At 64.4% G+C, this 19,878-nt stretch carries 18 protein-coding genes; 7 read left to right on the top strand and 11 right to left on the bottom strand.

Annotated features, from left to right (window positions below; all coding sequences use genetic code 11):
• Positions 1 to 61 precede the first annotated feature (61 nt).
• Positions 62 to 544 carry a DUF2501 domain-containing protein gene (locus tag AC1ME3_RS04040; RefSeq protein WP_480954958.1) on the top strand — a complete coding sequence of 161 codons (483 nt, stop codon included), beginning with the start codon at positions 62 to 64 and terminating at the stop codon, positions 542 to 544.
• A 789-nt stretch (positions 545 to 1,333) separates the two neighbouring features.
• Here AC1ME3_RS04040 and AC1ME3_RS04035 read toward each other — a convergent pair.
• The gene (locus AC1ME3_RS04035) at positions 1,334 to 1,915 is read right to left on the bottom strand and encodes a hypothetical protein (protein WP_480954957.1); all 582 of its coding nucleotides are present in this window, start codon (positions 1,913 to 1,915) and stop codon (positions 1,334 to 1,336) included.
• Between the two features lie 112 nt (positions 1,916 to 2,027).
• Between AC1ME3_RS04035 and AC1ME3_RS04030 the strand changes: the two genes are divergently transcribed.
• Positions 2,028 to 2,405, top strand: a complete 378-nt coding sequence (locus tag AC1ME3_RS04030) for a PRC-barrel domain-containing protein (RefSeq protein ID WP_480954956.1) — start codon at positions 2,028 to 2,030, stop codon at positions 2,403 to 2,405.
• Here AC1ME3_RS04030 and AC1ME3_RS04025 read toward each other — a convergent pair.
• From AC1ME3_RS04025 to uvrB, 3 genes are all read right to left on the bottom strand, one after another.
• Entirely contained in the window at positions 2,402 to 2,722 is a 321-nt protein-coding gene (locus tag AC1ME3_RS04025) for a HigA family addiction module antitoxin (RefSeq protein WP_480954955.1), read from the bottom strand. The two genes, AC1ME3_RS04030 and AC1ME3_RS04025, sit on opposite strands and share 4 nt — an antisense overlap.
• Positions 2,691 to 2,978, bottom strand: coding sequence for a type II toxin-antitoxin system RelE/ParE family toxin (locus tag AC1ME3_RS04020; RefSeq protein ID WP_480954954.1), 288 nt, complete (start codon positions 2,976 to 2,978; stop codon positions 2,691 to 2,693). Before AC1ME3_RS04020 ends, AC1ME3_RS04025 begins: the two co-directional genes overlap by 32 nt.
• Before the next feature lie 112 nt (positions 2,979 to 3,090).
• Positions 3,091 to 5,289: an excinuclease ABC subunit UvrB gene (uvrB, locus tag AC1ME3_RS04015; protein WP_480954953.1), complete on the bottom strand. Its 2,199-nt coding sequence runs from the start codon at positions 5,287 to 5,289 to the stop codon at positions 3,091 to 3,093.
• A 276-nt stretch (positions 5,290 to 5,565) separates the two neighbouring features.
• On the opposite strand from uvrB, the gene AC1ME3_RS04010 reads away from it, so the two are divergent.
• Positions 5,566 to 6,396 carry a ferredoxin--NADP reductase gene (locus AC1ME3_RS04010; protein ID WP_060526489.1) on the top strand — a complete coding sequence of 277 codons (831 nt, stop codon included), beginning with the start codon at positions 5,566 to 5,568 and terminating at the stop codon, positions 6,394 to 6,396.
• 171 nt (positions 6,397 to 6,567) lie between these two features.
• Complete coding sequence (locus tag AC1ME3_RS04005) at positions 6,568 to 6,957, top strand: VOC family protein (protein WP_480954952.1); 390 nt, start codon at positions 6,568 to 6,570, stop codon at positions 6,955 to 6,957.
• Positions 6,958 to 7,230: 273 nt separating this feature from the next.
• Here AC1ME3_RS04005 and AC1ME3_RS04000 read toward each other — a convergent pair whose 3' ends face one another.
• The 7 genes from AC1ME3_RS04000 to AC1ME3_RS03970 form a co-directional block, all read right to left on the bottom strand.
• Positions 7,231 to 8,409, bottom strand: coding sequence for an MBL fold metallo-hydrolase (locus AC1ME3_RS04000; RefSeq protein WP_480954951.1), 1,179 nt, complete (start codon positions 8,407 to 8,409; stop codon positions 7,231 to 7,233).
• A gap of 62 nt (positions 8,410 to 8,471) precedes the next feature.
• A complete protein-coding gene (locus AC1ME3_RS03995; RefSeq protein ID WP_480954950.1) occupies positions 8,472 to 8,894 on the bottom strand; it encodes a DUF4345 domain-containing protein in 423 nt (140 codons plus the stop codon).
• Entirely contained in the window at positions 8,891 to 9,349 is a 459-nt protein-coding gene (locus tag AC1ME3_RS03990; RefSeq protein WP_056065567.1) for a DUF2721 domain-containing protein, read from the bottom strand. Before AC1ME3_RS03990 ends, AC1ME3_RS03995 begins: the two co-directional genes overlap by 4 nt.
• Before the next feature lie 128 nt (positions 9,350 to 9,477).
• Positions 9,478 to 11,805: a TonB-dependent receptor gene (locus AC1ME3_RS03985; protein ID WP_480954949.1), complete on the bottom strand. Its 2,328-nt coding sequence runs from the start codon at positions 11,803 to 11,805 to the stop codon at positions 9,478 to 9,480.
• An 88-nt stretch (positions 11,806 to 11,893) separates the two neighbouring features.
• Positions 11,894 to 13,141 (bottom strand): MFS transporter, encoded by a 1,248-nt coding sequence (locus AC1ME3_RS03980; RefSeq protein ID WP_480954948.1) that lies wholly within the window; start codon positions 13,139 to 13,141, stop codon positions 11,894 to 11,896.
• A 361-nt stretch (positions 13,142 to 13,502) separates the two neighbouring features.
• On the bottom strand, positions 13,503 to 14,570 hold the full coding sequence (locus AC1ME3_RS03975; protein ID WP_480954947.1) for an LLM class flavin-dependent oxidoreductase: 1,068 nt from the start codon (positions 14,568 to 14,570) through the stop codon (positions 13,503 to 13,505).
• Positions 14,567 to 15,460 carry an aldo/keto reductase gene (locus AC1ME3_RS03970; protein WP_480954946.1) on the bottom strand — a complete coding sequence of 298 codons (894 nt, stop codon included), beginning with the start codon at positions 15,458 to 15,460 and terminating at the stop codon, positions 14,567 to 14,569. Before AC1ME3_RS03970 ends, AC1ME3_RS03975 begins: the two co-directional genes overlap by 4 nt.
• Positions 15,461 to 15,502: 42 nt before the next feature.
• Here AC1ME3_RS03970 and AC1ME3_RS03965 point away from each other — a divergent pair, with 42 nt between their 5' ends.
• The 3 genes from AC1ME3_RS03965 (at position 15,503) to AC1ME3_RS03955 (ending at position 19,817) form a co-directional block, all read left to right on the top strand.
• The gene (locus AC1ME3_RS03965; RefSeq protein ID WP_480955755.1) at positions 15,503 to 16,579 is read left to right on the top strand and encodes a Gfo/Idh/MocA family protein; all 1,077 of its coding nucleotides are present in this window, start codon (positions 15,503 to 15,505) and stop codon (positions 16,577 to 16,579) included.
• A 133-nt stretch (positions 16,580 to 16,712) separates the two neighbouring features.
• On the top strand, positions 16,713 to 17,432 hold the full coding sequence (locus AC1ME3_RS03960) for an alcohol dehydrogenase catalytic domain-containing protein (protein ID WP_480954945.1): 720 nt from the start codon (positions 16,713 to 16,715) through the stop codon (positions 17,430 to 17,432).
• 363 nt (positions 17,433 to 17,795) lie between these two features.
• On the top strand, positions 17,796 to 19,817 hold the full coding sequence (locus AC1ME3_RS03955) for a putative bifunctional diguanylate cyclase/phosphodiesterase (protein WP_480954944.1): 2,022 nt from the start codon (positions 17,796 to 17,798) through the stop codon (positions 19,815 to 19,817).
• Positions 19,818 to 19,878: the final 61 nt, after the last annotated feature.

Below are 19,878 nucleotides of genomic sequence, written 5' to 3'. Positions count from 1 at the left end.
AGCTCGGAACGCACCCCGGCCAGTCCTGTTGGTAATACGACCTTATCGGAGCACGCTCATCATGCCCAAGACCGCAATCGCCCTCGTCGCAGCCTTCGCACTCGCGACCACGGCCTCGGCCCAGACCACCGCGCCACAATCGGCGCCGACGCAGGGTGGCTTGGGCAGCCTCGGGGGACTCGGCGGTCTGCTAGGTGGCGCGTTGCCGAACGTCGGATCGATCGGCGCGGGCAATGCTGCCGGGTTGCTCGGATATTGCCTGAAGAACAATCTGCTCGGGCAAGACGGTGCGCTTGGCGCCTTAACCGGCGGACGGAATGCACCGCGAGCGGGCAGCGCGAAGGCCCCGGCCACCGGCGCGCAGTCGATCCTCCAGCGTCTGACCGGACGTCAGGGCGTGCAGACTTCGCCGGGCTATGCCGCGGGACAGGAAGGCGAAGTGCAGGCGCCGAACGGCCAGGCGTTTTCACTCGACGACCTCGGCGGGCAGGTGAAGACGCGGATGTGCAGCATCGTCCTCAACCGGGCGAAGTCGTTCCTGTAGGGGCAGTTACGGACCAAGGGCGAGGTTCGGGCAATACGCGTAGCAGATCGAGGTCTTTGCATCAGCAGCCCACTCGGTCCCGACTCTCTCCCGTCATCCTGACGAAAGTCAGGATCCAGAGTAACCAAATGCGGCTCTTTGCGACCCTGGATCCTGACTTTCGTCAGGATGACGGCGGGAGCGGGGCATGCATTTGTGACCTCTCGGCTGCTTCAGCGTCGGCCTATGAGTGCTCGACTTCGGGTGCTTAGCCGTAATGCGGAACACAGAAAATGACCGGTGCGGACGGGAAGCCAGGCACCTACTCAGCCGGCGCCCGCCGACATCGTCAGCTAGTAGGGGCCGGAGTGTTTCGACAACGGCGGACCTGTTCCCCTAGCGCAATGTCGTCTTAAACGGCATAAGGTCGACCACCATCGCCACCCCAACACCCCCCCAACGAAAAGAGGCTGCCGGATCGTCTCCCGACGACCCGACAGCCTCCTGACATGGTCAGCGGCCGGAGAGCTCCAGCCCGGAGGACCATGCGTACCGCCTATCCTATGACACACGCGTTGACTGGGAGAGGATACTCCCCACGCATGTCGGCGGCGTTAGCGGTGCGTCCCCCGAACGAACCGAACCGAACTCACTGCTGAACCATGAGACATCGGATCACCTCCTTTCGCTTGTTGAAACAACGCGGCCAAGCCTGACCGCAAGGCCAATGTGTGCCGACCGCGCCTGCGATACAAGCCTTGTTTTACGGAAGTTTTCGGTCAGTCCTGTGCGACTGCCGGTTCGTCGAAATCAGCCGCGGCAATCCTCGGTGACGCGTTCGATCTCGGCCCAGGCGGGCACGACCAGCGGCGGCAGTCCGGCCTGCTGGACGACGAACCGCCCGCGACTGAACCCCATCGCCTCCAGCAACGAATCGTTCGGCATCAGCGCAGCCGCGACGTAGGGCGGCGTGCCTCCGGTCGGCTGTACGGACACGGCGCGCGTAACGCTCGACGTGCGGATCGTCAGCGGCGTCGGCGTGCTGCCCGCGCGCGAAAGGTAGACCTGGCGCGCCGCGGTGTCGCATCGCACCGTCAGCGACGCATCGGCATTGGCCGGCCCGAACAACGCGATCGAACCGCGCGCATCGCGGCGGTAGACCCAAGTCCCCCGCGAATACGGCCAGTCGCGCCAGTCGGCAGCAATCGGTGCCGGACGCGGCTCCGGGGCAGGGGCCGGGGCCACGGTGCGCGGCGGGGGCGGCGCTTCGGCCCGCGGTGGCGGCACGCAGCCCGCGATCAACGCGAGCGTCGCCAGACCGGCAAGCCGCGCCAGGACGAGAGGGCGGGCAAGCGATCGCAAGCCGACGAGGTGAGGGGACGGTGTGCGCATCGCATCGCTATGCGGCACGCCCGGCGGTCGCTCAAGTACGACGAAGAGCGCCCGGCGGGAACCGCCGCACGGTGATACCGGTTCAACGACGGAAGAAATCAGGAGAACGTCCATGTCCGATACCGCCGCCCAGACGCCCACCCAGCTGCTTGTCCAGTCGAACATCTCCGGCACGATGAAGGTCGAGAGCCGCGACGGCGACAATGTCGGCTCGGTCCACGCGTTCATGGTCCACAAGGGCACCGGCCGTGTCACCCACGCCGTGCTCAGCCTCGGCGGCTTCCTCGGCATGGGCAAGAGCTTCTACCCGCTGCCCTTCGCGCTCCTGCAGTTCGACGCCGTCCGCGATCTCTACGTCGTCACGATCGACAAGCGCGTCCTCGAAGGCGGCCCAAGCTGGGCGAACAACGCACCGGTGTTCGACCAGGCCTATGCCGACCGTGTGGCAAGCTATTACGGGTCGAGCAGCGAAGACCTCGTCATCGGTTAAGCCGCGCGCGGAACGATCCGGTCAAGCGCATCGGCCTCGTTGCGCTTGACCTCTTCGACGTCGTAACTAACTTGGAGGCGCAGAAAAAACCCGTCTGACATTCCAAAATACCGGGTCAGGCGGGCGTCAATCGAAGGGTCAATATCCCTTCTGTTTGCCACGATCTCACGAAGAAGCGCGGGCTCGATCAGAGCGTCCCGAGCAACATCGTCGAACGAAATTTCGCTCCCGATGAGAAAATCCTCGCGCAGGATGTCGCCTGGGTGGACGTTATCCAACCGGTCGTCATCCGCGATGGTAATCCTCGATCCGGACATCGTCCGCGCCTCCGTCGAACCAGTGAAAGGTAATCCGCCACTGATCGTTAATTCGAATACTATACCGCAATGGCGAGCACTGTTTCAACTGCTCAAGCCGATTGCCCGTCGGAATACGTAAATCGTTTAGCTTTGCAACATTATCAAGCTGTCTTAGCTTCCGACGTGCGGTCTGCTGAATATCAGCAGGGAGTTTGCGACTACGCTGTCCGTCATAGATGCGTTCGGATTCGCTGTCGAAAAAACTACGAATCATATCAATCCCCCAAGAATATCTGACTTTTAGAGGTCCGATACTCTGCAATCACAGCTTGCAGGGGGCTGATGGACGAGTAGCATCTATAACCTTGGCGATAGATGTGCAAGCACTACCGCGACCGCGATCCACCCATCCGCATCTTTTGGCTTTTACCGTAACGCGTTTTCCGCGTTCCGGGCTTCCCCTCGTTCGAACGCCCCATGACCGGCGCCTTCTGCTGGTCGACGGGTAGGCCCAGTTCCTCTTTCTCTAACTGCCGGATCTCGTCGCGCAGTCGCCCGGCGGTCTCGAACTCTAGGTCGCTCGCCGCCTTGCGCATCTGCTTCTCAAGATCCTCGATGTACGCGCGCAGGTTGTGGCCGACCATGTGCGGGCGGTCCTCGTCGATCGGGATCGTCACCTGATCCTGGCTCGCCACGTGCGCGATGATGTCGCCGATGTTGCGGCGGATCGTCGTCGGGGTGATGCCGTGTTCGGTGTTGTACGCGACCTGCTTCTCGCGGCGGCGCGACGTCTCGTTCATCGCGCGCTCCATCGATCCGGTGACGCGGTCGGCGTACAGGATCACGCGGCCGTCGACGTTGCGCGCGGCGCGCCCGATCGTCTGGATCAGCGACGTTTCGGAGCGCAGGAAACCCTCCTTGTCCGCATCGAGGATCGCGACGAGCCCGCATTCGGGAATGTCGAGCCCCTCGCGCAACAGGTTGATGCCGATCAGCACGTCATACACGCCGAGCCGTAAGTCGCGGATCAACTCGATGCGCTCCAGCGTCTCGACGTCGCTGTGCATGTAGCGGACCTTGATCCCCGCCTCGTGCATATATTCGGTCAGATCCTCCGCCATCCGCTTGGTCAGCGTGGTGACGAGCGTGCGATACCCTAGCGCCGTGGTCTTGCCGACCTCGACGATCAGGTCCTGGACCTGTTCCTCGACCGGCTTGATCTCGACGGGCGGATCGATCAGCCCGGTCGGGCGGATGACCTGTTCGGCGAACACGCCGCCGGTCTGCTCCATCTCCCAGCTGCCCGGAGTCGCCGAGACATAGGTCGTCGGCGGGCGCATCGCGTCCCATTCGTTGAAGCGCAGCGGCCGGTTGTCGATCGCGCTCGGCAGGCGGAAGCCGTATTCTGCGAGCGTCAGTTTGCGACGGTGATCGCCGCGCGACATGCCGTTGATCTGGCCGATCGTGACATGGCTCTCGTCGACGAACAGCAGCGCGTTGTCCGGAAGATATTCGAACAGCGTGGGTGGCGGCTCGCCCGGCATACGGCCGGTGAGGAAACGGCTGTAATTCTCGATCCCCGCGCAGGACCCAGTCGCCGCAATCATCTCCAGGTCGAAGTTGGTGCGCTGTTCGAGCCGCTGCGCCTCCAGCAGCTTGCCCTCCAGCACCAGCTCCTTCAGCCGCTCGGCGAGCTCGTGCTTGATCGCCTCGCCTGCCTGCTTGAGCGTCGGGCCGGGCGTCACGTAATGCGAGTTCGCGTACACGCGCACCGAGTTCAGCGACGCGACCTTCTTGCCGGTCAGCGGATCGAACTCGATGATCTCCTCGATATCGTCGCCGAAGAACGAGATACGCCACGCGCTGTCCTCGTAATGCGACGGGAAGATCTCGAGCGTATCGCCCTTCACGCGGAAATTGCCGCGCTGGAACGCCGCGTCGTTGCGCTTGTACTGGAGCGCGACGAGCTTTCGCACGATCTCGCGCTGGTCGACCGTCGTGCCTTTCTTGAGGTCGAAAATCATCGCCGAATAGGTCTCGACCGAGCCGATGCCGTACAGGCACGACACCGACGCGACGATGATCACGTCGTCGCGTTCGAGCAGCGCGCGAGTGGCGGAATGCCGCATCCGGTCGATCGACTCGTTGGTCGACGATTCCTTCTCGATGTACGTGTCGGAGCGCGCGACATACGCTTCGGGCTGGTAATAATCGTAATAGCTGACGAAATATTCGACCGCGTTGTCGGGGAAGAACGACTTCATCTCGCCGTAGAGTTGCGCGGCCAGGATCTTGTTCGGCGCGAGGATCAGCGCGGGGCGCTGGACCCGGTTGATGACGCTGGCCATCGTGAAGGTCTTGCCCGAACCGGTGACGCCGAGCAGCACCTGGTCCTTCTCGCCGTCGCCGATCGCGGAGACGAGTTCGGCGATCGCGGTGGGCTGATCGCCGGCGGGTTCGTACTCGCTGACGAGGTTGAACCGCTTGCCGCCCTCGACCTTGTCGGGACGCGCGGTCGGGCGGTGCGGGACGAAGCTTTCGCCGGTTTCGAGCTCGGCGAGACTGGTGCGGATCTGAATAGCCATCAGGGGGAATATGGGGAACATGGCCTGAGTCGGCAACGGTCGGCAATCACGGCAATCCCCATCTCGTTCTCCTGCGAACGCAGGAGTCCAGGGTTACAGAGGACGCCGCGCGTTACCCTGGGCTCCTGCGTTCGCAGGAGAACCGCAGTAAGAAGGGTGCGGTTTGGGGCAGGCCAAGTTTAGCTGTTGTTGACCCGTTCGGCTCACGCCCATAATGCGACCGTTTCGCAAGCCATCGATCCGCCAGCGCCCGCGCGCAGGCCAAGGAATAGACGCATGACCGCCCCGACCGTCGAAGCAACCCGCGCGCCCGCGCTGATCCCCGAGACCCCTGCGTTCCTGAACGCCAAGGTGCTGTGGGTGCGCCACTGGAACGAACATCTGTTCAGCTTCGCGATCGAGCGGCCCTCGACCTTCCGCTTCCGCTCGGGCGAGTTCGTGATGATCGGCCTGCCGCAGGAAGGTGGCAAACCGATCATGCGCGCCTATTCGATCGCCTCGCCACATTATTCAGAGGAACTCGAGTTTCTGTCGATCAAGGTCGAGGATGGCCCGCTGACCTCGAAGCTTCAGCTGATTCAGCCCGGCGACGAGGTGTATCTCGGCAAGAAGCCGACCGGTACTTTGGTGCTCGACGCGCTGCTGCCAGGGAAGCGCCTGTTCATGTTCTCGACCGGCACCGGCCTCGCGCCGTTCCTCAGCCTGATGCGCGATCCCGACGTCTATGCTGCGTACGAGCAGGTGATCGTCGTGCACAGCGTGCGCCGCGTGAGCGATCTCGCCTATCACGACGAGATGGTCGGGCTGCTCTCGGAGGACCCGCTGATCGCCGACGAGGCGCAGACGCAGTTCCACTATATTCCGACGGTGACGCGCGAGCCGTTCCGCACGACGCGGCGGATCGGTGCGCTGATCGAGGACGCGTCGCTGTTCGGCCACCCGGTTCGCGGCGAGCAGAAGCTCAACCCCGAGACCGACCGCGCGATGCTGTGTGGCTCGACCGAGATGATCAAGGAGTTCGCGGTGATGCTCGAGGCGAATGGCTTCGAGGAGGGCGCGAATTCGAAGCCGGGTACGTTCGTGATCGAGCGCGCTTTCGTCGGGTAATCCACGACCGCAACGCTAGCTGTACCCCCGCGAACGCGGGGCCCAGTGATTACATCACTGTCGCATGCCGGGAGGGTTCGGGCCTGGACCCCCGCCTTCGCGGGGGAACAGCTAGTTGCGTCCCCCGCGTAACCCTCCGATATCGCTCCTTATTTATAATAGGAGAGACCCATGATCGGTTACGCGACGCTCGGCACCAACGACATCGACTCGTCGCTGGCGTTTTACGACGCGCTGTTCGCGACGGTCGGCGGCAAGCGCTTGATGCAAATGCCCGACGCGCGCCAGTTGACCTTCTACGGCGCGGGCCCCGACAAGCCGATGCTGGTGATCGGCAAGAAGCCCTATGACGGCGCAGCCGCGACCGCGGGCAACGGCACGATGGTCGCGCTGGCAGCGGATTCGCGCGAGCAGGTCGACCAGATCTACGCCAAGGCGATCGAACTCGGCGGCGCGGACGAAGGCGCTGCCGGCACGCGTGGACCCGAGGAGATGGGCTTCTACGGCGCGTATTTTCGCGATCCGGACGGCAACAAGCTCTGCGTGTTCAAGATGGGGTAAAGCGCGTGCACGATTGAGGGGAATACCACCCCGGCGAAGGCCGGGGCCCAATTGGAAAGGTGGCAGTAACGAGGGGCTGTCCTCCATTAGCAGCCTTCCCCAACTGGGCCCCGGCCTTCGCCGGGGCGGTGGGATGTGGAGCCGGCGTTACGCTTCTCTCTCGTTGTTCTCCCGCGAAGGCGGGAGCCCAGTCTGGGTCCCCGCCTTTGCGGGGAAACAGGCTTACTTGGTCGCAGGGGATACGCGCCGAACAACTCCGGGGTGACGGAAGAATTAACGGAGTGCGCGAACCTGCGGCGTATCGAGACACTGCAACAAGGCCGCCCGAGCCATCGGCGTTACCGTCACCGGCTTTACATACCCCGCAACCTCCGTTGGCTGCCCGATCGCCACCGGCGCAAACCCAGTCTGCCCCGTGCACCGCATCGCCGCCGCCAGCAGTTTCGGCGGCGTATCATACCCCTCGAACGACAGCCGGAACGTCCCCCAGTGGATCGGGATCGCGTGCGCCGCACCGAGCCGGCGATAGACCTCGACCGCGTCGACCGGCCCGATATGGCTACCGGACTCCATCTGGCCATCGACGAACCGAAACGCACCGATCGGGATCAGCGCCAGCCGGATCGGCCCGAGTGCCGCCGCCTCGACCGGCCATTGGCCATCGCCCATCCCGGTATCGCCAGCAAAGAACACGTTCCCGCCCGGCAGCGTCACGACGAAGCTCGACCACAAAGCACGATTGCGATCGGTGAACCACCGGCTGCCCCAATGGTGGTTCCGCGTCACTGTCACAGCCACACCGGGCCTGATCGTCACCCGCTGGCCCCAATCGAGCGCGGTCGCCTGCGCGCCGGTCTGGCCGATCACGCGGTCGTTGCCCAAGCTCGTGACGATGCGCGGCCGATCGCGCTCCCACAGCCGCTTAAGCGTCGCCTTGTCGAGATGATCGTAATGATTGTGGCTCACCAGCACGAGGTCGATCCTGGGCAGCGCATCGAACGCGATCCCCGGCTTGGCGACACGACTAGGACCCGTGCCGAGCGGCCCGGCCTTCTCCGCCCAGACCGGATCGGTGAGGATGTTGAGCCCCTGCGTTTGGATCAGCACGCTGGCATGGCCAACCCAGGTCACGACCATCCGCTCGCCCTCGACGCGGGCGGGTGGTGCGACCCGGTTCACTGCAACCGACTTGGGCCACGCAGGCCGGCCATCGCTGCCGGTGAGATACTTCCAGAAGAAGCTCGCCCGGCCGCCGCCGCTTCCCTTGGGCTGAATCTGCTGCGTATCCGCGTCGCCGTCGGGATTGAAGAACCGCGCACCGTCGAAATGGCTCGACGTCGCCCCACGATAATAGATCCGGTCGAGAAATTGCGGCACGATCGTCACGATCAGCGCACCGATCACGACCAGCAACAGGATCGCACCGCCGACGATCTTCAATAGTCTCGTCACGGCGTTCCTGTCTGCACGGGATTGGATGTCGCCCTAACGCACGCTGGCGATCATCGTTCAGATCAAGCGCGCGATGCGGTCCGCCGCGCGAAATTCCGCCGTGCGAAATTCCATTGCCACAGCATCAGCAACGGCACGACGATCGTCTCCATGCCCAGCCCGAGCACATGACCCTGCGACGGCACGCCGACCGCGATCAACGATATCAGCCGCGACATGCCCCCGACGAAGATCAGCCCACCGAGCAGCCGGAACCGCGGCCCCTTGCGCTCGATACTCGGGATGCAACTCACGAACCCGAGCCCGGTCGCGAAGAATATCCCCGAGATATACCGGAAATGGCTGTCGAGATCCGTCGGCACGTCGGCCAGATGCCCGAATGGCGCCGGGCCGTACAGGATGCCCTGGCCGCCGACGATCAGCGGCAACAGGCACGCCACTGCAATCACCGCCTGCAACAGGCGCTTCTCGATCGAGCCGGTCATGGCAAGGGCCTCAGCAATTCGGGGCGGATACGAAATGCGCGGAGCGAAATCCGCACTTCGAAAATGAACGAAATCAGCGCCGCAATCAGCAGGATCATCGCCAAGATGAAGCACACCGCGACGTAGGTCCCGAAGTGCAGCTTCGCGAGTTCGGCGATGAACAGCAACGCGATCAGGATACACGTCATGATCGCGCTGGAGACCGCGAGGAACAGCGCGGCGTTGATGATCGTCATCCGTCGGTCGAGCAGGCGCAGTTCCCAGACGAAGCGGACATGCTCGGGTCCGGTGCTGCTCGCGTGGAGATGCTCCAGCTTGCGCGCGCGGTCGATCACGCGCGACAGGCGACCGGCGAGCACGTTCAGCAACTGGCCGATACCCGCCAGCATGAACACGGGCGCTAGCGAAAGCTGGATCGTCTGGGCGATCGTCGAGACGGCGGGGATCGTCGGCATGCGGACACCATGTGGTAAAACGCGTTCGATAGGAAGAACGCGCGTACCGCATGGCGCCGCAATTACAGCGGCTTGTCGACCGAAGGGGGCGATCCAGCCACGACAACATCAGCAGGGTCCGGGCTCGGTCAGAAGTCCTTACGCAACAGCAGCCCGGCATAGCGCTTGTCGTCGCGCGGCACGAACCGCACCGTGCCCGCAAACGTGCCCGCGGTGAGGAACGACGAATAGGCGGTGTTCGTCAGGTTCTTCACATACGCGCGCAGCTGCCACCCGGATGTATCACTCAGCACCGCGACGCTCGCATTCCAGATCGCATAGGACGGCTGGATCGTGCTCGGGGTCTCGGCGAGCGAATATTGGACCTTGCTGCTGAACGTCACGTCGGTCTGCAACTCAAGCGCCAGCGTGTCGGTCAGCCCGAACTTGTATGCCGCATTCTCGTACAGCTTGATCTTCGGCGCATAGGGGAGCGGCTGGCCGTTGATGTTGCAGCTCGTCGGCGCGCCGGTCGGGCAGAGGAAGTTGCGCACCGTCGCATCGGTATAGGCAGCGGAGATGTCGAGCGTCAGGCCCTTGGTCGGGCGCAGCGTCACGTCCGCCTCGACCCCGCGTGAGCGCACCGATCCGGCGTTGATCAGCCGGCTGACCTGCGCGCCCGCGACGACGTCATTGAAGCTCGCCTGATAGCCGTCGAAATTGGTCGTGAACGCGGCCAGGCTATAGCTCAGCGCACGGTTCGTGGTGCTGCCCTTCAGCCCGACTTCATAGGAGTTGGACGTCTCCGGGCTCAGCGGCACTTCGTCGAGCGGCGTCGTCGCGTTGAGCGATCGCATGTTGAAATACACGTTGTACGCCGGCCCCTTATAGCCGTGCGAATAGGTGAAATAGGTCTGCGCATGCTCGCCCAGATCGTACTGGAGCCCGAGGCGATAGCTGTCGCCGCGCTTGTCGATCCCGCCGGTCGCGTTGTGATACGCGCGGACGCCGGGGCGATCGAGCGCCGCCGCGCCGGTGTTGAGCGGATCCGCGGTCGAGGTGCGGACGTGGTAGAAATCCAGGCTGTCCCAGGTCGAGCGATAGCCGGCGATACCGCGGAATTTCGGCGTGAAATTGACGTTCGCCTCACCGAACAGTGCGTAATTGTCGTTGGTGATGCCGTAGTTTGCAACGCCCGTCGTCGTGCTCTGCGCGCCACCCGCCGCGAGCGAGGTCAGCGTGCGCTGGTATCGCTCGTCGGTCGTCGCGTGCAGGTAATAGGCGCCGACGACGTAATCGATCAGGCCACCCTTGGGCGAGGTCAACCGCAGTTCCTCGGAGAATTGCTTGGTGTTGACGCTGCCTGCGTCCTGTCCCGACGGGAACGCGGTCGAGAGCGCGGCGACGCTGTCGTAATCCTGGCGCTGGTTGTTGAGCCACTGCCGCCAGCCGGTGATCGAGGTGAGGTGGTAATCGCCGAGCGCGAGTTCGCCGGTGAACGATCCGCCGTAATTCTCGTCCTTCACGTCGGTGATCGCGTTGTTGTTGGTCCGGCGATTGCTCGGCCCCGCGGCGATCCCGCTTGCGCCCAGCGCGGCGGCGAGGTCGGGCGAATTGGTGACGACACCGGTCGGATAGGCCGTGCGGCTGGTGGCGGCATAGACGCTGGTCGGCGTCGTGTCGTGCGAGTTGAGATAGTCGCCGATGATCGTGAACTTCAGGTCGTCGGACGGCGTGAAGACCAGCTTGCCGCGCGCGCCGTAGCGCCGATAGCCGTTGACGTCTTTCCCCTGCGCGACGTTGCGGACGTTGCCCTTATAGTCGTCGTACAGCCCGCCGATCAGGGCCTGCACCTTGCCGGGGACGAGCGCGCCCGAGATGCCGGCCTTGATCCGGTATTCCTCGTCGGAAGTGATGCCCGCCTCGCCGAACGCGCGGAACTCGTCGGTCGGGTTGCGGGTGACGATGTTAACGACGCCCGCCGAGGCGTTCTTGCCGAACAACGTGCCCTGCGGGCCGCGCAACACCTCGATCCGCTCGACTTCGCCGAGGTCGAGCGTCGACTGGCCGGGGCGGGTGAGGACAACGCCGTCGAGCACGGTGGATACCGATGGCTCGACGCCGGGCGAGGTCGTGATCGTGCCGACGCCGCGGATGAAGATCGTGCGATCCTTGTTCGACGCGCCGCTGCGGAAGCCGACCGAGGGGATCGTCGCGGCGATGTTCTCGACCGTGTTCAACTGGCGCTCGGCGAGCGACTGGCCGCTGACCGCGGTGATCGCGATCGGCACCGACTGGAGCGTCTCGTTGCGATAGCGCGCGGTGACGATCACCTCGTCGCTCTGCGCAGCCGGGGCGGGCGCGGTTGTCGGCGCCGTTACGGGCGCGTCCTGGGCCGCGGCCGGCGCGGCGAGCGCGGCGAGTGCAGTGCCGGCGAGCAGCGCGAACTGGCGCCGCTGGGTGCGTGGGTCGATCATGGGTTCCCTCCCCTAAGGTGATGCCGCCTTGTAATTCCCATTCGTGCGATGGGTATAAAGAACGATATGCAGGTGCTTCGTGTCAGCTTTAGCGCGCCTCGACCGGTCGCAGCGTCGGCAGCAGCAGTTGGATCCATCCGACGGCGAGCAGGTACGAGACGCTCGCGAAGAGGAACAGCGGGAGATAGCCGAGGCCCGCAGTGAGCACGAGCCCCGCGACCTTGGCGATCACCATGCCGCCGACATTGCCGCTGAACGATCCGAACGCGGTCACGCGACCGAGCTTGTCCTGTGGCACGACGTCGGCGATCAGCGCGAAGAGATTGGTCGAGAATGCCTGATGTGCGGCGAGCGTCAGTGCCATGAGCCCGATCGTGATCGCGTAATTGCCTGCGTAGAGCACCAGCGGGATCGGCAGCACGCAGAGCGCGGCAACCAACAATATGCCTTTCCGAACCGCGTTGATGCTGTAGCCGAGGCTCAGCAACCGCGTCGAAACCCCGCCGCCGAGCAGCGACCCGACCGCCGCGCCACCATAGGCAATCGCGAGCGGGACGCCGAGCGCGACGCCGGTCAGGCCGTATTGCCGGTGGAAGAAGTCGGGGAGCCAGAACAACAGCAGCCACCAGGTTGCGTCGGACAGGATTTTCGCACCGGCAACCGCCCAGGTCTGGCGGTTGCGGAGGATCGGTCCGTAATCGGTCGGAGGCGCGGCGTCTGTCTCGACCGGACTTGGCGGGGAGAAGGTCACGCGGCGCGTCGCGATCAGCCATACCGCGGCCCAGACAAGCCCGAGCGCGCCCGCCGCGACGAACGTCCCGCGCCACCCGACCAGCAGGGCAACGCCGGGGATTGCCAGCGGCGCCAGGATCGCGCCGATGCTGTTGGCGGCGTTGGTCGCGCCGAACCCGCTTGATCGCCAGTTCTTGGGCAGCACGGACGCGATCGTCTTGATCCCGGTCGGCGTCCCCATCGCCTCGGTCGCGCCTAAGCTGACGCGGATCATCACGAACTCGGTCATCGACCGAGCCCAGCCATGCGCCATCGCCGCGATGCTCCACGCCGCGACGCCGATCGGGTTCGCCCATTTGACGCCGAGCTTGTCGACGATCCACCCGGTAAACAGGAACGCGAACGCCGCGCCGCCCTGGAACCATGCGGCGAGCGTGCCGTAATCGTCATCGCTCCAGCCGAGATCGGTGGCGATGATCGGCTTGAGGACGGAGATGATCTGGCGGTCGACGAGGTTGAGGATGCCGGCGGTGACGACGAGCGCGAATAACAGCGCGCGCGCCCGGGCGCTGAGTTGCGCGACTGTCTTGGTAGGCTTGGTCATACGAGCCTAACATGGACGAGGTGCGCGCGGTGGCCAGCCAGTTTCTCTTCGCCGAGCCGGTTATTTGGTTGCAGCGGGTGGGGCTCAGTGACTCCTCGGATCTGTTCGGCAGTTATCCCACTTGAGCGAGAAAGCTTGTTTCCCCGCGAAGGCGGGAATCCAGACTGGGCTCCCGCCTTCGCGGGAGAACATGGAGGGGGAGGGGGCGGGGAAGGGCCACCGCCAACCCACACCACCCCGGCGAAGGCCGGCGCCCAGTTGGGGGACGGTGCCAACTGCGCGCAGTCTTTAGTTACTGCGACCTTTCCAACTGGGCCCCAGCCTCCGCCGGGGTGGCGCTACCTACCGGGAAAGCCTGCGTTCAAATCATCAAAGGCTCATGCTCGATCCGCGGCAAGACATGCCGCGCGAACAGATCGGCCTCCGCCGCATGCGGATAGCCAGAGAGAATAAACGCATCGATCCCCTCCGCCCGGTACGCGTTCAGTTTCGCCAGTACCTGATCCGGATCGCCGACGATCGCCGCGCCGCAGCCCGAGCGGGCGCGGCCGATCCCGGTCCAGAGGTTCGCCTCCGCATAGCCGTCGTCCGAGTTTTCACGCAGTTCGGCCTGACGGCGGACGCCCGCGGACTGAGAATCGAGCGAGCGTTCGCGGATCGCGCGACCTTCCGCATCGTCGAGTTTCGACAACAGCCGGTTCGCCGCCGCACGCGCTTCCGCCTCAGTCTCGCGGACGACGACATGCACGCGGTAGCCGAACTTAAGCGTGCGCCCATGCTTAGCCGCCCGCGACCGCAAATCCGCAACGATCGCGCGCACCGCATCCATCGTATCCGGCCACATCAGATACACGTCGGCATTGGCCGCCGCCGCATCGCGCGCAGCCTCCGACAGCCCTCCGAAATACAGCGCCGGGCATTTCCCCGAAACCGTCGTCACCCGCGGCGGATCGACCTTCAGCTTCCAGAACTCGCCAGCATGATCGAGCGGCCTGCCGTCGAGCAACGTGCGCAGGATGTGCATCGCCTCGACCGTCCGCGCATACCGCGGCGCGCTCTCCAGCTTCTCGCCCGGTAGGTCGCTCGAGATGATGTTGATCGCCAGCCGTCCGCCCAACATCCGATCGATCGTCGCGATCTGGCGCGCGAGTTGCGGCGGCCAGCTCTCGCCGATCCGCACCGCCATCAGCAACCGCAGGCGCTTCAGCATCGGCGCGATCCCCGCCGCGAACGCGGTCGTGTCGATCCCCAGCGCATAGCCCGACGGCAGCAGGATATTGTCGTAGCCCGCGGTCTCAGCCTGCATCACGATGTCGCGGCAATGCTCCCAGCTCGATTGCAGCGCCGCATCGGGCACGCCGAGAAACTCGTAATCGTCGTCGCACAGCGCGGAGAACCAGCTGATTTCGCAAGGGGGCAGGACCGTCATGGCAAATCTTCACCCATTCCCGCCTGCAGCACCGCATACCATTCGGCCCGCGTCCACTCGACCCTGTAGGCCTCCGCCGACGCAGCGATCCGCGCCGGATTCTGCGACCCGACGATCGGAATGATCCGCGCCGGATGGGCCATGATCCACGCCAGCGTCGCGGTCGCCGCATCGACGCCGTAGCGCGCGCCATGCTCGGCGAGCAGCTTGGCCGCCGGATGATCGCCCTGCGCCAGCCGCCCGCCACCGAGCGGCGACCACGCCATCACCGCGACGTCGAGCCGCATCGCGTGATCGAGCGTACCGTCGAATAGCGGCGCAGTCCGCAACGGCGAAAACTCAGGCTGCGTGCTGACGATCGGCTGGCCCAAGAAAGCCTGCAACGCGTCGAACTCGTCCACGCTGTAGTTCGACACGCCGATACTGCGGATCTTGCCCGCGTCGATCATCCGGGTCAGCGTCTCGGCCACCTCGTGCGGATGCGTGAGGAAATCACGGCGGTGGATCTGGTACAGGTCGACTTGCTCGACGCCGATCCGCGTCAGCGACGCCTCTAGCGCATCGGCCAGATACGTCGCGCTCGAATTATACGGGATGCCGGGACGGATGCCCGCCTTGGTCGCGATCACCATTTTCGCACGCATTGACCGGTCTTCGGCCAGCGCACGCCCGAACAGTTCCTCCGCCGAGCCGAACCCGGCGGGCACGTCGCAGCCATAGATGTCGGCGGTGTCGAAGAAGTTGATCCCGGCCGACAGCGCGGCCTCGATCATCGCGTGGACCGGGGCGACCTCTCCGGCCAGCCGCCACATGCCCCAGGCTATCGGCGAAACAAGGATTTCGCTCTTGCCGAGCGGGCGAAGGTCGTTGGAAAGGCGGATCGTCGTCATGCAGGCGGCCATGGCATAGGGAATGACAGCTTGGTAGCCACGATCAGATACGGCGTCGTCGGAACGGGCATGATGGGCGTCGAACACCTTCGCAACCTGGCGATCCTGCCGGGCGCGGAGATCGTCGCGATCGCCGATCCGGTCGCGACCTCGATCGACTGGGCGACCGATGCGCTCGGCGACCGCGCCGCCACTGTCGCGCGGTTCGACAGCGTCGAGGCCTTAGCAAAAGGCGCCGACGTAGACGCGATCGTCATCGCCTCGCCCAACAACACGCACCGCGAAGTGCTCGAACGACTGTTCGACATGGACGCGGCTATCCTCTGCGAAAAGCCGTTGGCGACGACAATCGACGACGCGCGCTGGATCGTCGAGCGCGCTGCCACTCACGCAAAGCCGTTCTGGACCGGGATGGAATACCGCTTCATGCCCCCCGCCGCCGCGTTCATCGATCAGGTGCGCGCAGGCCGCGTCGGCCGGCTGCAGATGCTCTCGATCCGCGAACACCGCTTCCCGTTCCTCCCCAAGGTCGGCGACTGGAACCGCTTCTCCGCCAACACCGGCGGCACGATGGTGGAGAAATGCTGCCACTTCTTCGACCTGATGCGGCTGATCGTCGGCTCCGAAGCGGTGCGGGTGTACTGCTCGGGCGCGATGGACGTGAACCATCTCGATGAGCGCTATGACGGCCAGCGCCCCGACATCATCGACAACAGCTTCACCACCGTCGACTTTGCCAATGGCGTGCGCGCGATGCTCGACCTCAGCATGTTCGCCGACGGTGCCGAGAACCAGGAGGAGATGTCCGCCACCGGCGATGCCGCCCGCCTCGACGTGCTGATCCCCGCAGGCGAACTCGTCTATTCCCCCCGCGTCGGTTTCCTGAACCCGAAGCAGGTCGAGCGTACCCACGTTGCCGTAGACCCCGCTGCCAAGGCCGCCGGCTCGCACGAAGGCGCGACCTACTACCAGCACGCCGCGTTCGCCGCAGCGGTCCGCGGCGAGGGCCCGGTCCAGGTCACCGCGGAGGATGGCCTGCGCGCCGTCGCGATCGGCACCGCCGCCGAGATCAGCGCCCGCGAACACCGCGTCGTGACGATGGCCGAACTCGGGCTATAGGATCTACTCCGACAGACCATCGCCACGCCGAGGAAGACCGTCATGAAATCGCTGGTTTGCGCCGCGCCGGGATCTCTCATCGTCGCCGACCAGCCGATGCCCCGTCCGCGAGGAGGGCGACGTCCTGATCAGGATGCGCCGTGCCGGGCTCTGCGGGACGGACTATCACATTTATGCCGGGACGCAGCCTTATCTGTCCTATCCGCGCCTGATCGGCCACGAGCTGGCGGGCGAAGTCGTCGAAGCACCGACCGGCTCCCGCTTCACACCCGGACAGATCGTCACGGTCAATCCGTACGGGGCTTGCGGTCACTGTATCGCCTGCCGCTGCAACCGACCGAATTGCTGCGTCAACATCGCGGTGCTCGGCGTCCATACCGATGGCGGCATGTGCGAATGGCTCGCTATTCCCGAGGCATCGGTCGTCGATGCGCAGGGATTGTCGCTGGACCAGGCAGCGATGGTCGAGTTCCTGGCGATCGGCGCGCATGCGGTACAGCGCGCCAAGCCCACACCCGATGCGCGGATATTGGTCACGGGGGCAGGCCCGACCGGTGTCGCCACCGCGCTGTTCGCCCGGATTATGGGCGTCGTGTCGGTCACTTTCCTCGATACGCGTGCAACCCGGCTGGCGTTCGTTCGTGACCAACTGAGTTTCGAGACCATCGTGGTCGCCGACGGCGGCGCGACCGAGGCTCTTCGCACAATGAGCGATGGCGACATGTTCGATGTCGTGTTCGATGCCACCGGCAACATCCACGCGATGCGCGGCGGCCTGATGCACGTGGCGCACGGCGGCACTTATGTTCTGGTCGGACTGTACCTCGAACGTGGGAAGGCTGGGCGGTCATAGCCTTGGTGATCGCGATCGACGCAGTTTTTGCCGGGTAAAGCTCTGACGTCTGGGAACCTTATACCGCCATATTGGACGCGTTGACGAACCCTGCTCAGCTCAGTCGAGTCCGCTTCCCCACATCGCAGTCCGACCCTTTTTAGCCAGCTGCCTTCGCCGGGCGCGCAAGAGACAAGGCCGTCGAGGCATTCGACATGTTCAACGAGGACCCCGTGTTCGCGATGGCTAAGCGCGTTGCAGCGAGCAATGCGACGATCCTCTAACCATAACGTAACGCTTTGGCGTCAAGCGAGGATCAGGGAGAAGCCTGTGCGACTATCCATATCGGCGCGCGTATCCATTGCCTGCATATCGGTCATCGTCATGGCGCTAGCGCTGCTGGCCGTCGGCTTGTCGGTCGGCAACAAGATCCATCAGGCCGATCTGCGCATCACGTCACTCAGCGATGCGCTGGGCCGAGAAGATCGGCTGGATCAGGTACAACGTCGGCTGCGTCAGGATATTGGTCGCCTGACCCGCGATGCGGAACGCGGCTTGAAGGTTCCCGACGCACGCTGGGACACGCTTCGCAATCGGATCTCGGCGTTTAAACGGCAAGGGTCGCTGGGAGCCCAACTACCCGATAGCGGATCGGAAGCGGGATCGGCCCCGATGCAGCAGGTGCAGCAAGCCGAGGCCGTTTTTGCCCTGGCTGCAAACCAGTTGATCGACACCAGCCGGTCTAGACCCGCGGGCATCAAAGCGGCCATGCCACCGTTCCTCGGCGCGCTCACGGCTTTGGAGACACGCCGCAGCGAAGTGCGACAGGCACTGACCTCGGCGGTCAGGAGGGCGGCGGACAAGAACCGCCGGGAGAGCCGTCGGGATATCATCTCGGTGCTACTCGGCGGGCTGGCGATAGTAGCCATCGTATTCAGCATGGCCATCTGGCTTCGTCGAAGACTGGTCTTGCCAATCACGATCATGGCTGCGCGACTGCGTGAGTTCCGGGTCGGTGAAAGCGACGGAGACGTGCCCGGACTGGAGCGGGCAGATGAGCTCGGCGATCTGGCGCGCGGGTTGTACGAATATCGCAATGCCGTTGAGAGCCGCCGGACCGCCGAGCGTCGCGCCGAATTCCTTGCCAACCATGACATGCTGACGGGGTTGGCGAACCGCCTTCTCTTCGAGAACCGTCTCGCTCACGAACTCGCCCGCAGCGCGCGGACCGGGGACGTGGTGGCGGTGTTCGCCGTCGATCTGGACGCGTTCAAGGCGATCAACGATCGATTGGGCCATGCGGGCGGAGACCGTGTGCTCAAGCGCGCGGCACAGCTCTTGTCGTCCTGCGTCCGCAGCGACGACCTGGTTGCGCGCATCGGCGGCGATGAATTCGCCATTATCCAGGTCGCACGTTCGCAACCCGCGGCGACGGAAGCGCTGATCTCACGCATCTTCAAGATGGCCTCGGCCCCGACGGACGAGGGCGTCGCGATCAAGCTGAGCGTCGGAGTAGCGCTTTCGGAATCTGGTCAGACCGGAGACGAACTTCACGAACTCGCGGATCTCGCACTGTATCGCGCCAAGGCCGACGGGAGAAACACCGCACGCATCTACAACAAGCATCTGAAGGACGAGGAAAGCCAGCGCGTCCGGCTCGCCAGGGACCTTGAGAACGCCGTCCCGGCGAACGAACTCCGTCTGGTGTTCCAGCCGATCGCCGACACCGTCTCGCTCGAGATCGTCGCTTACGAGGCCTTGCTCCGCTGGCGGCATCCCAGCCTGGGCGACATACCTCCGGACGTCTTCATACCCATCGCCGAGTCCAGCGGGCTTATCGACACGATCGGGTCATGGGTGATCGATCAGGCGCTCCAGGCTGCATCGACCTGGGATCCGAAGGTCTCGCTGGCCATCAACCTGTCGCCCATACAGTTTCGTTCCATCGGCCTCGCGACCGAGATATGCGATGCCGCACGGCATTGGCGCGTCGCGTTCGAGCGATTGGAGATCGAGGTGACGGAGAGCGCGACCCTGTTGGGGTTTCAGCGCGACAACGTTCTCGCCACGCTCGGGAGGTTGCGCGAGTACGGCGCCAAGCTCGTGATGGACGACTTCGGTACAGGCCATTCTTCGCTCAGCAACCTCAAGGAATTTACCTTCGACAAGATCAAGATCGATCGGAGTTTCGTGGCGACCATGCATAGTCATGCCTCGTCGTCCTCGATCGTCAAGGCGACGATCGGACTGGGCAAGAGCTTGGGCCTCGTCATCGTCGCGGAGGGCGTCGAAACCGAAGAGCAGCTATCGGTATTGCAACATTGGGGGTGCGATCAGGTCCAGGGTTTTCTGATCGGAAGGCCTGCAGCACTGATCGACGTCGCTAGCGCCGAAACGATACGGTAGAGCGGTGGATGGGCTCGGCATGCCGCAAGGTGAGCCTGACGCTTCCGGACATCCGTCAAAA

The organism is Sphingomonas sp. BL2 (assembly GCF_056680015.1).
This window is presented reverse-complemented; position numbering and strand designations above follow the sequence as displayed.

Coding starts and splice junctions, on each gene's coding strand:
- AC1ME3_RS03970 (WP_480954946.1), bottom strand. CDS start 15,460: ATGACGACGATCCGCCTTTCCAACGACCTTCGCCCGCTCGGCAAGAGC.
- AC1ME3_RS03960 (WP_480954945.1), top strand. CDS start 16,713: ATGCGCCGTGCCGGGCTCTGCGGGACGGACTATCACATTTATGCCGGG.
- AC1ME3_RS03995 (WP_480954950.1), bottom strand. CDS start 8,894: ATGACCGGCTCGATCGAGAAGCGCCTGTTGCAGGCGGTGATTGCAGTG.
- AC1ME3_RS04030 (WP_480954956.1), top strand. CDS start 2,028: ATGTCCGATACCGCCGCCCAGACGCCCACCCAGCTGCTTGTCCAGTCG.
- AC1ME3_RS04035 (WP_480954957.1), bottom strand. CDS start 1,915: ATGCGCACACCGTCCCCTCACCTCGTCGGCTTGCGATCGCTTGCCCGC.
- AC1ME3_RS04025 (WP_480954955.1), bottom strand. CDS start 2,722: ATGTCCGGATCGAGGATTACCATCGCGGATGACGACCGGTTGGATAAC.
- AC1ME3_RS03985 (WP_480954949.1), bottom strand. CDS start 11,805: ATGATCGACCCACGCACCCAGCGGCGCCAGTTCGCGCTGCTCGCCGGC.
- AC1ME3_RS04040 (WP_480954958.1), top strand. CDS start 62: ATGCCCAAGACCGCAATCGCCCTCGTCGCAGCCTTCGCACTCGCGACC.
- AC1ME3_RS03955 (WP_480954944.1), top strand. CDS start 17,796: ATGGCGCTAGCGCTGCTGGCCGTCGGCTTGTCGGTCGGCAACAAGATC.
- AC1ME3_RS03990 (WP_056065567.1), bottom strand. CDS start 9,349: ATGCCGACGATCCCCGCCGTCTCGACGATCGCCCAGACGATCCAGCTT.
- AC1ME3_RS04010 (WP_060526489.1), top strand. CDS start 5,566: ATGACCGCCCCGACCGTCGAAGCAACCCGCGCGCCCGCGCTGATCCCC.
- AC1ME3_RS04005 (WP_480954952.1), top strand. CDS start 6,568: ATGATCGGTTACGCGACGCTCGGCACCAACGACATCGACTCGTCGCTG.
- uvrB (WP_480954953.1), bottom strand. CDS start 5,289: ATGGCTATTCAGATCCGCACCAGTCTCGCCGAGCTCGAAACCGGCGAA.
- AC1ME3_RS03975 (WP_480954947.1), bottom strand. CDS start 14,570: ATGACGGTCCTGCCCCCTTGCGAAATCAGCTGGTTCTCCGCGCTGTGC.
- AC1ME3_RS04020 (WP_480954954.1), bottom strand. CDS start 2,978: ATGATTCGTAGTTTTTTCGACAGCGAATCCGAACGCATCTATGACGGA.
- AC1ME3_RS03980 (WP_480954948.1), bottom strand. CDS start 13,141: ATGACCAAGCCTACCAAGACAGTCGCGCAACTCAGCGCCCGGGCGCGC.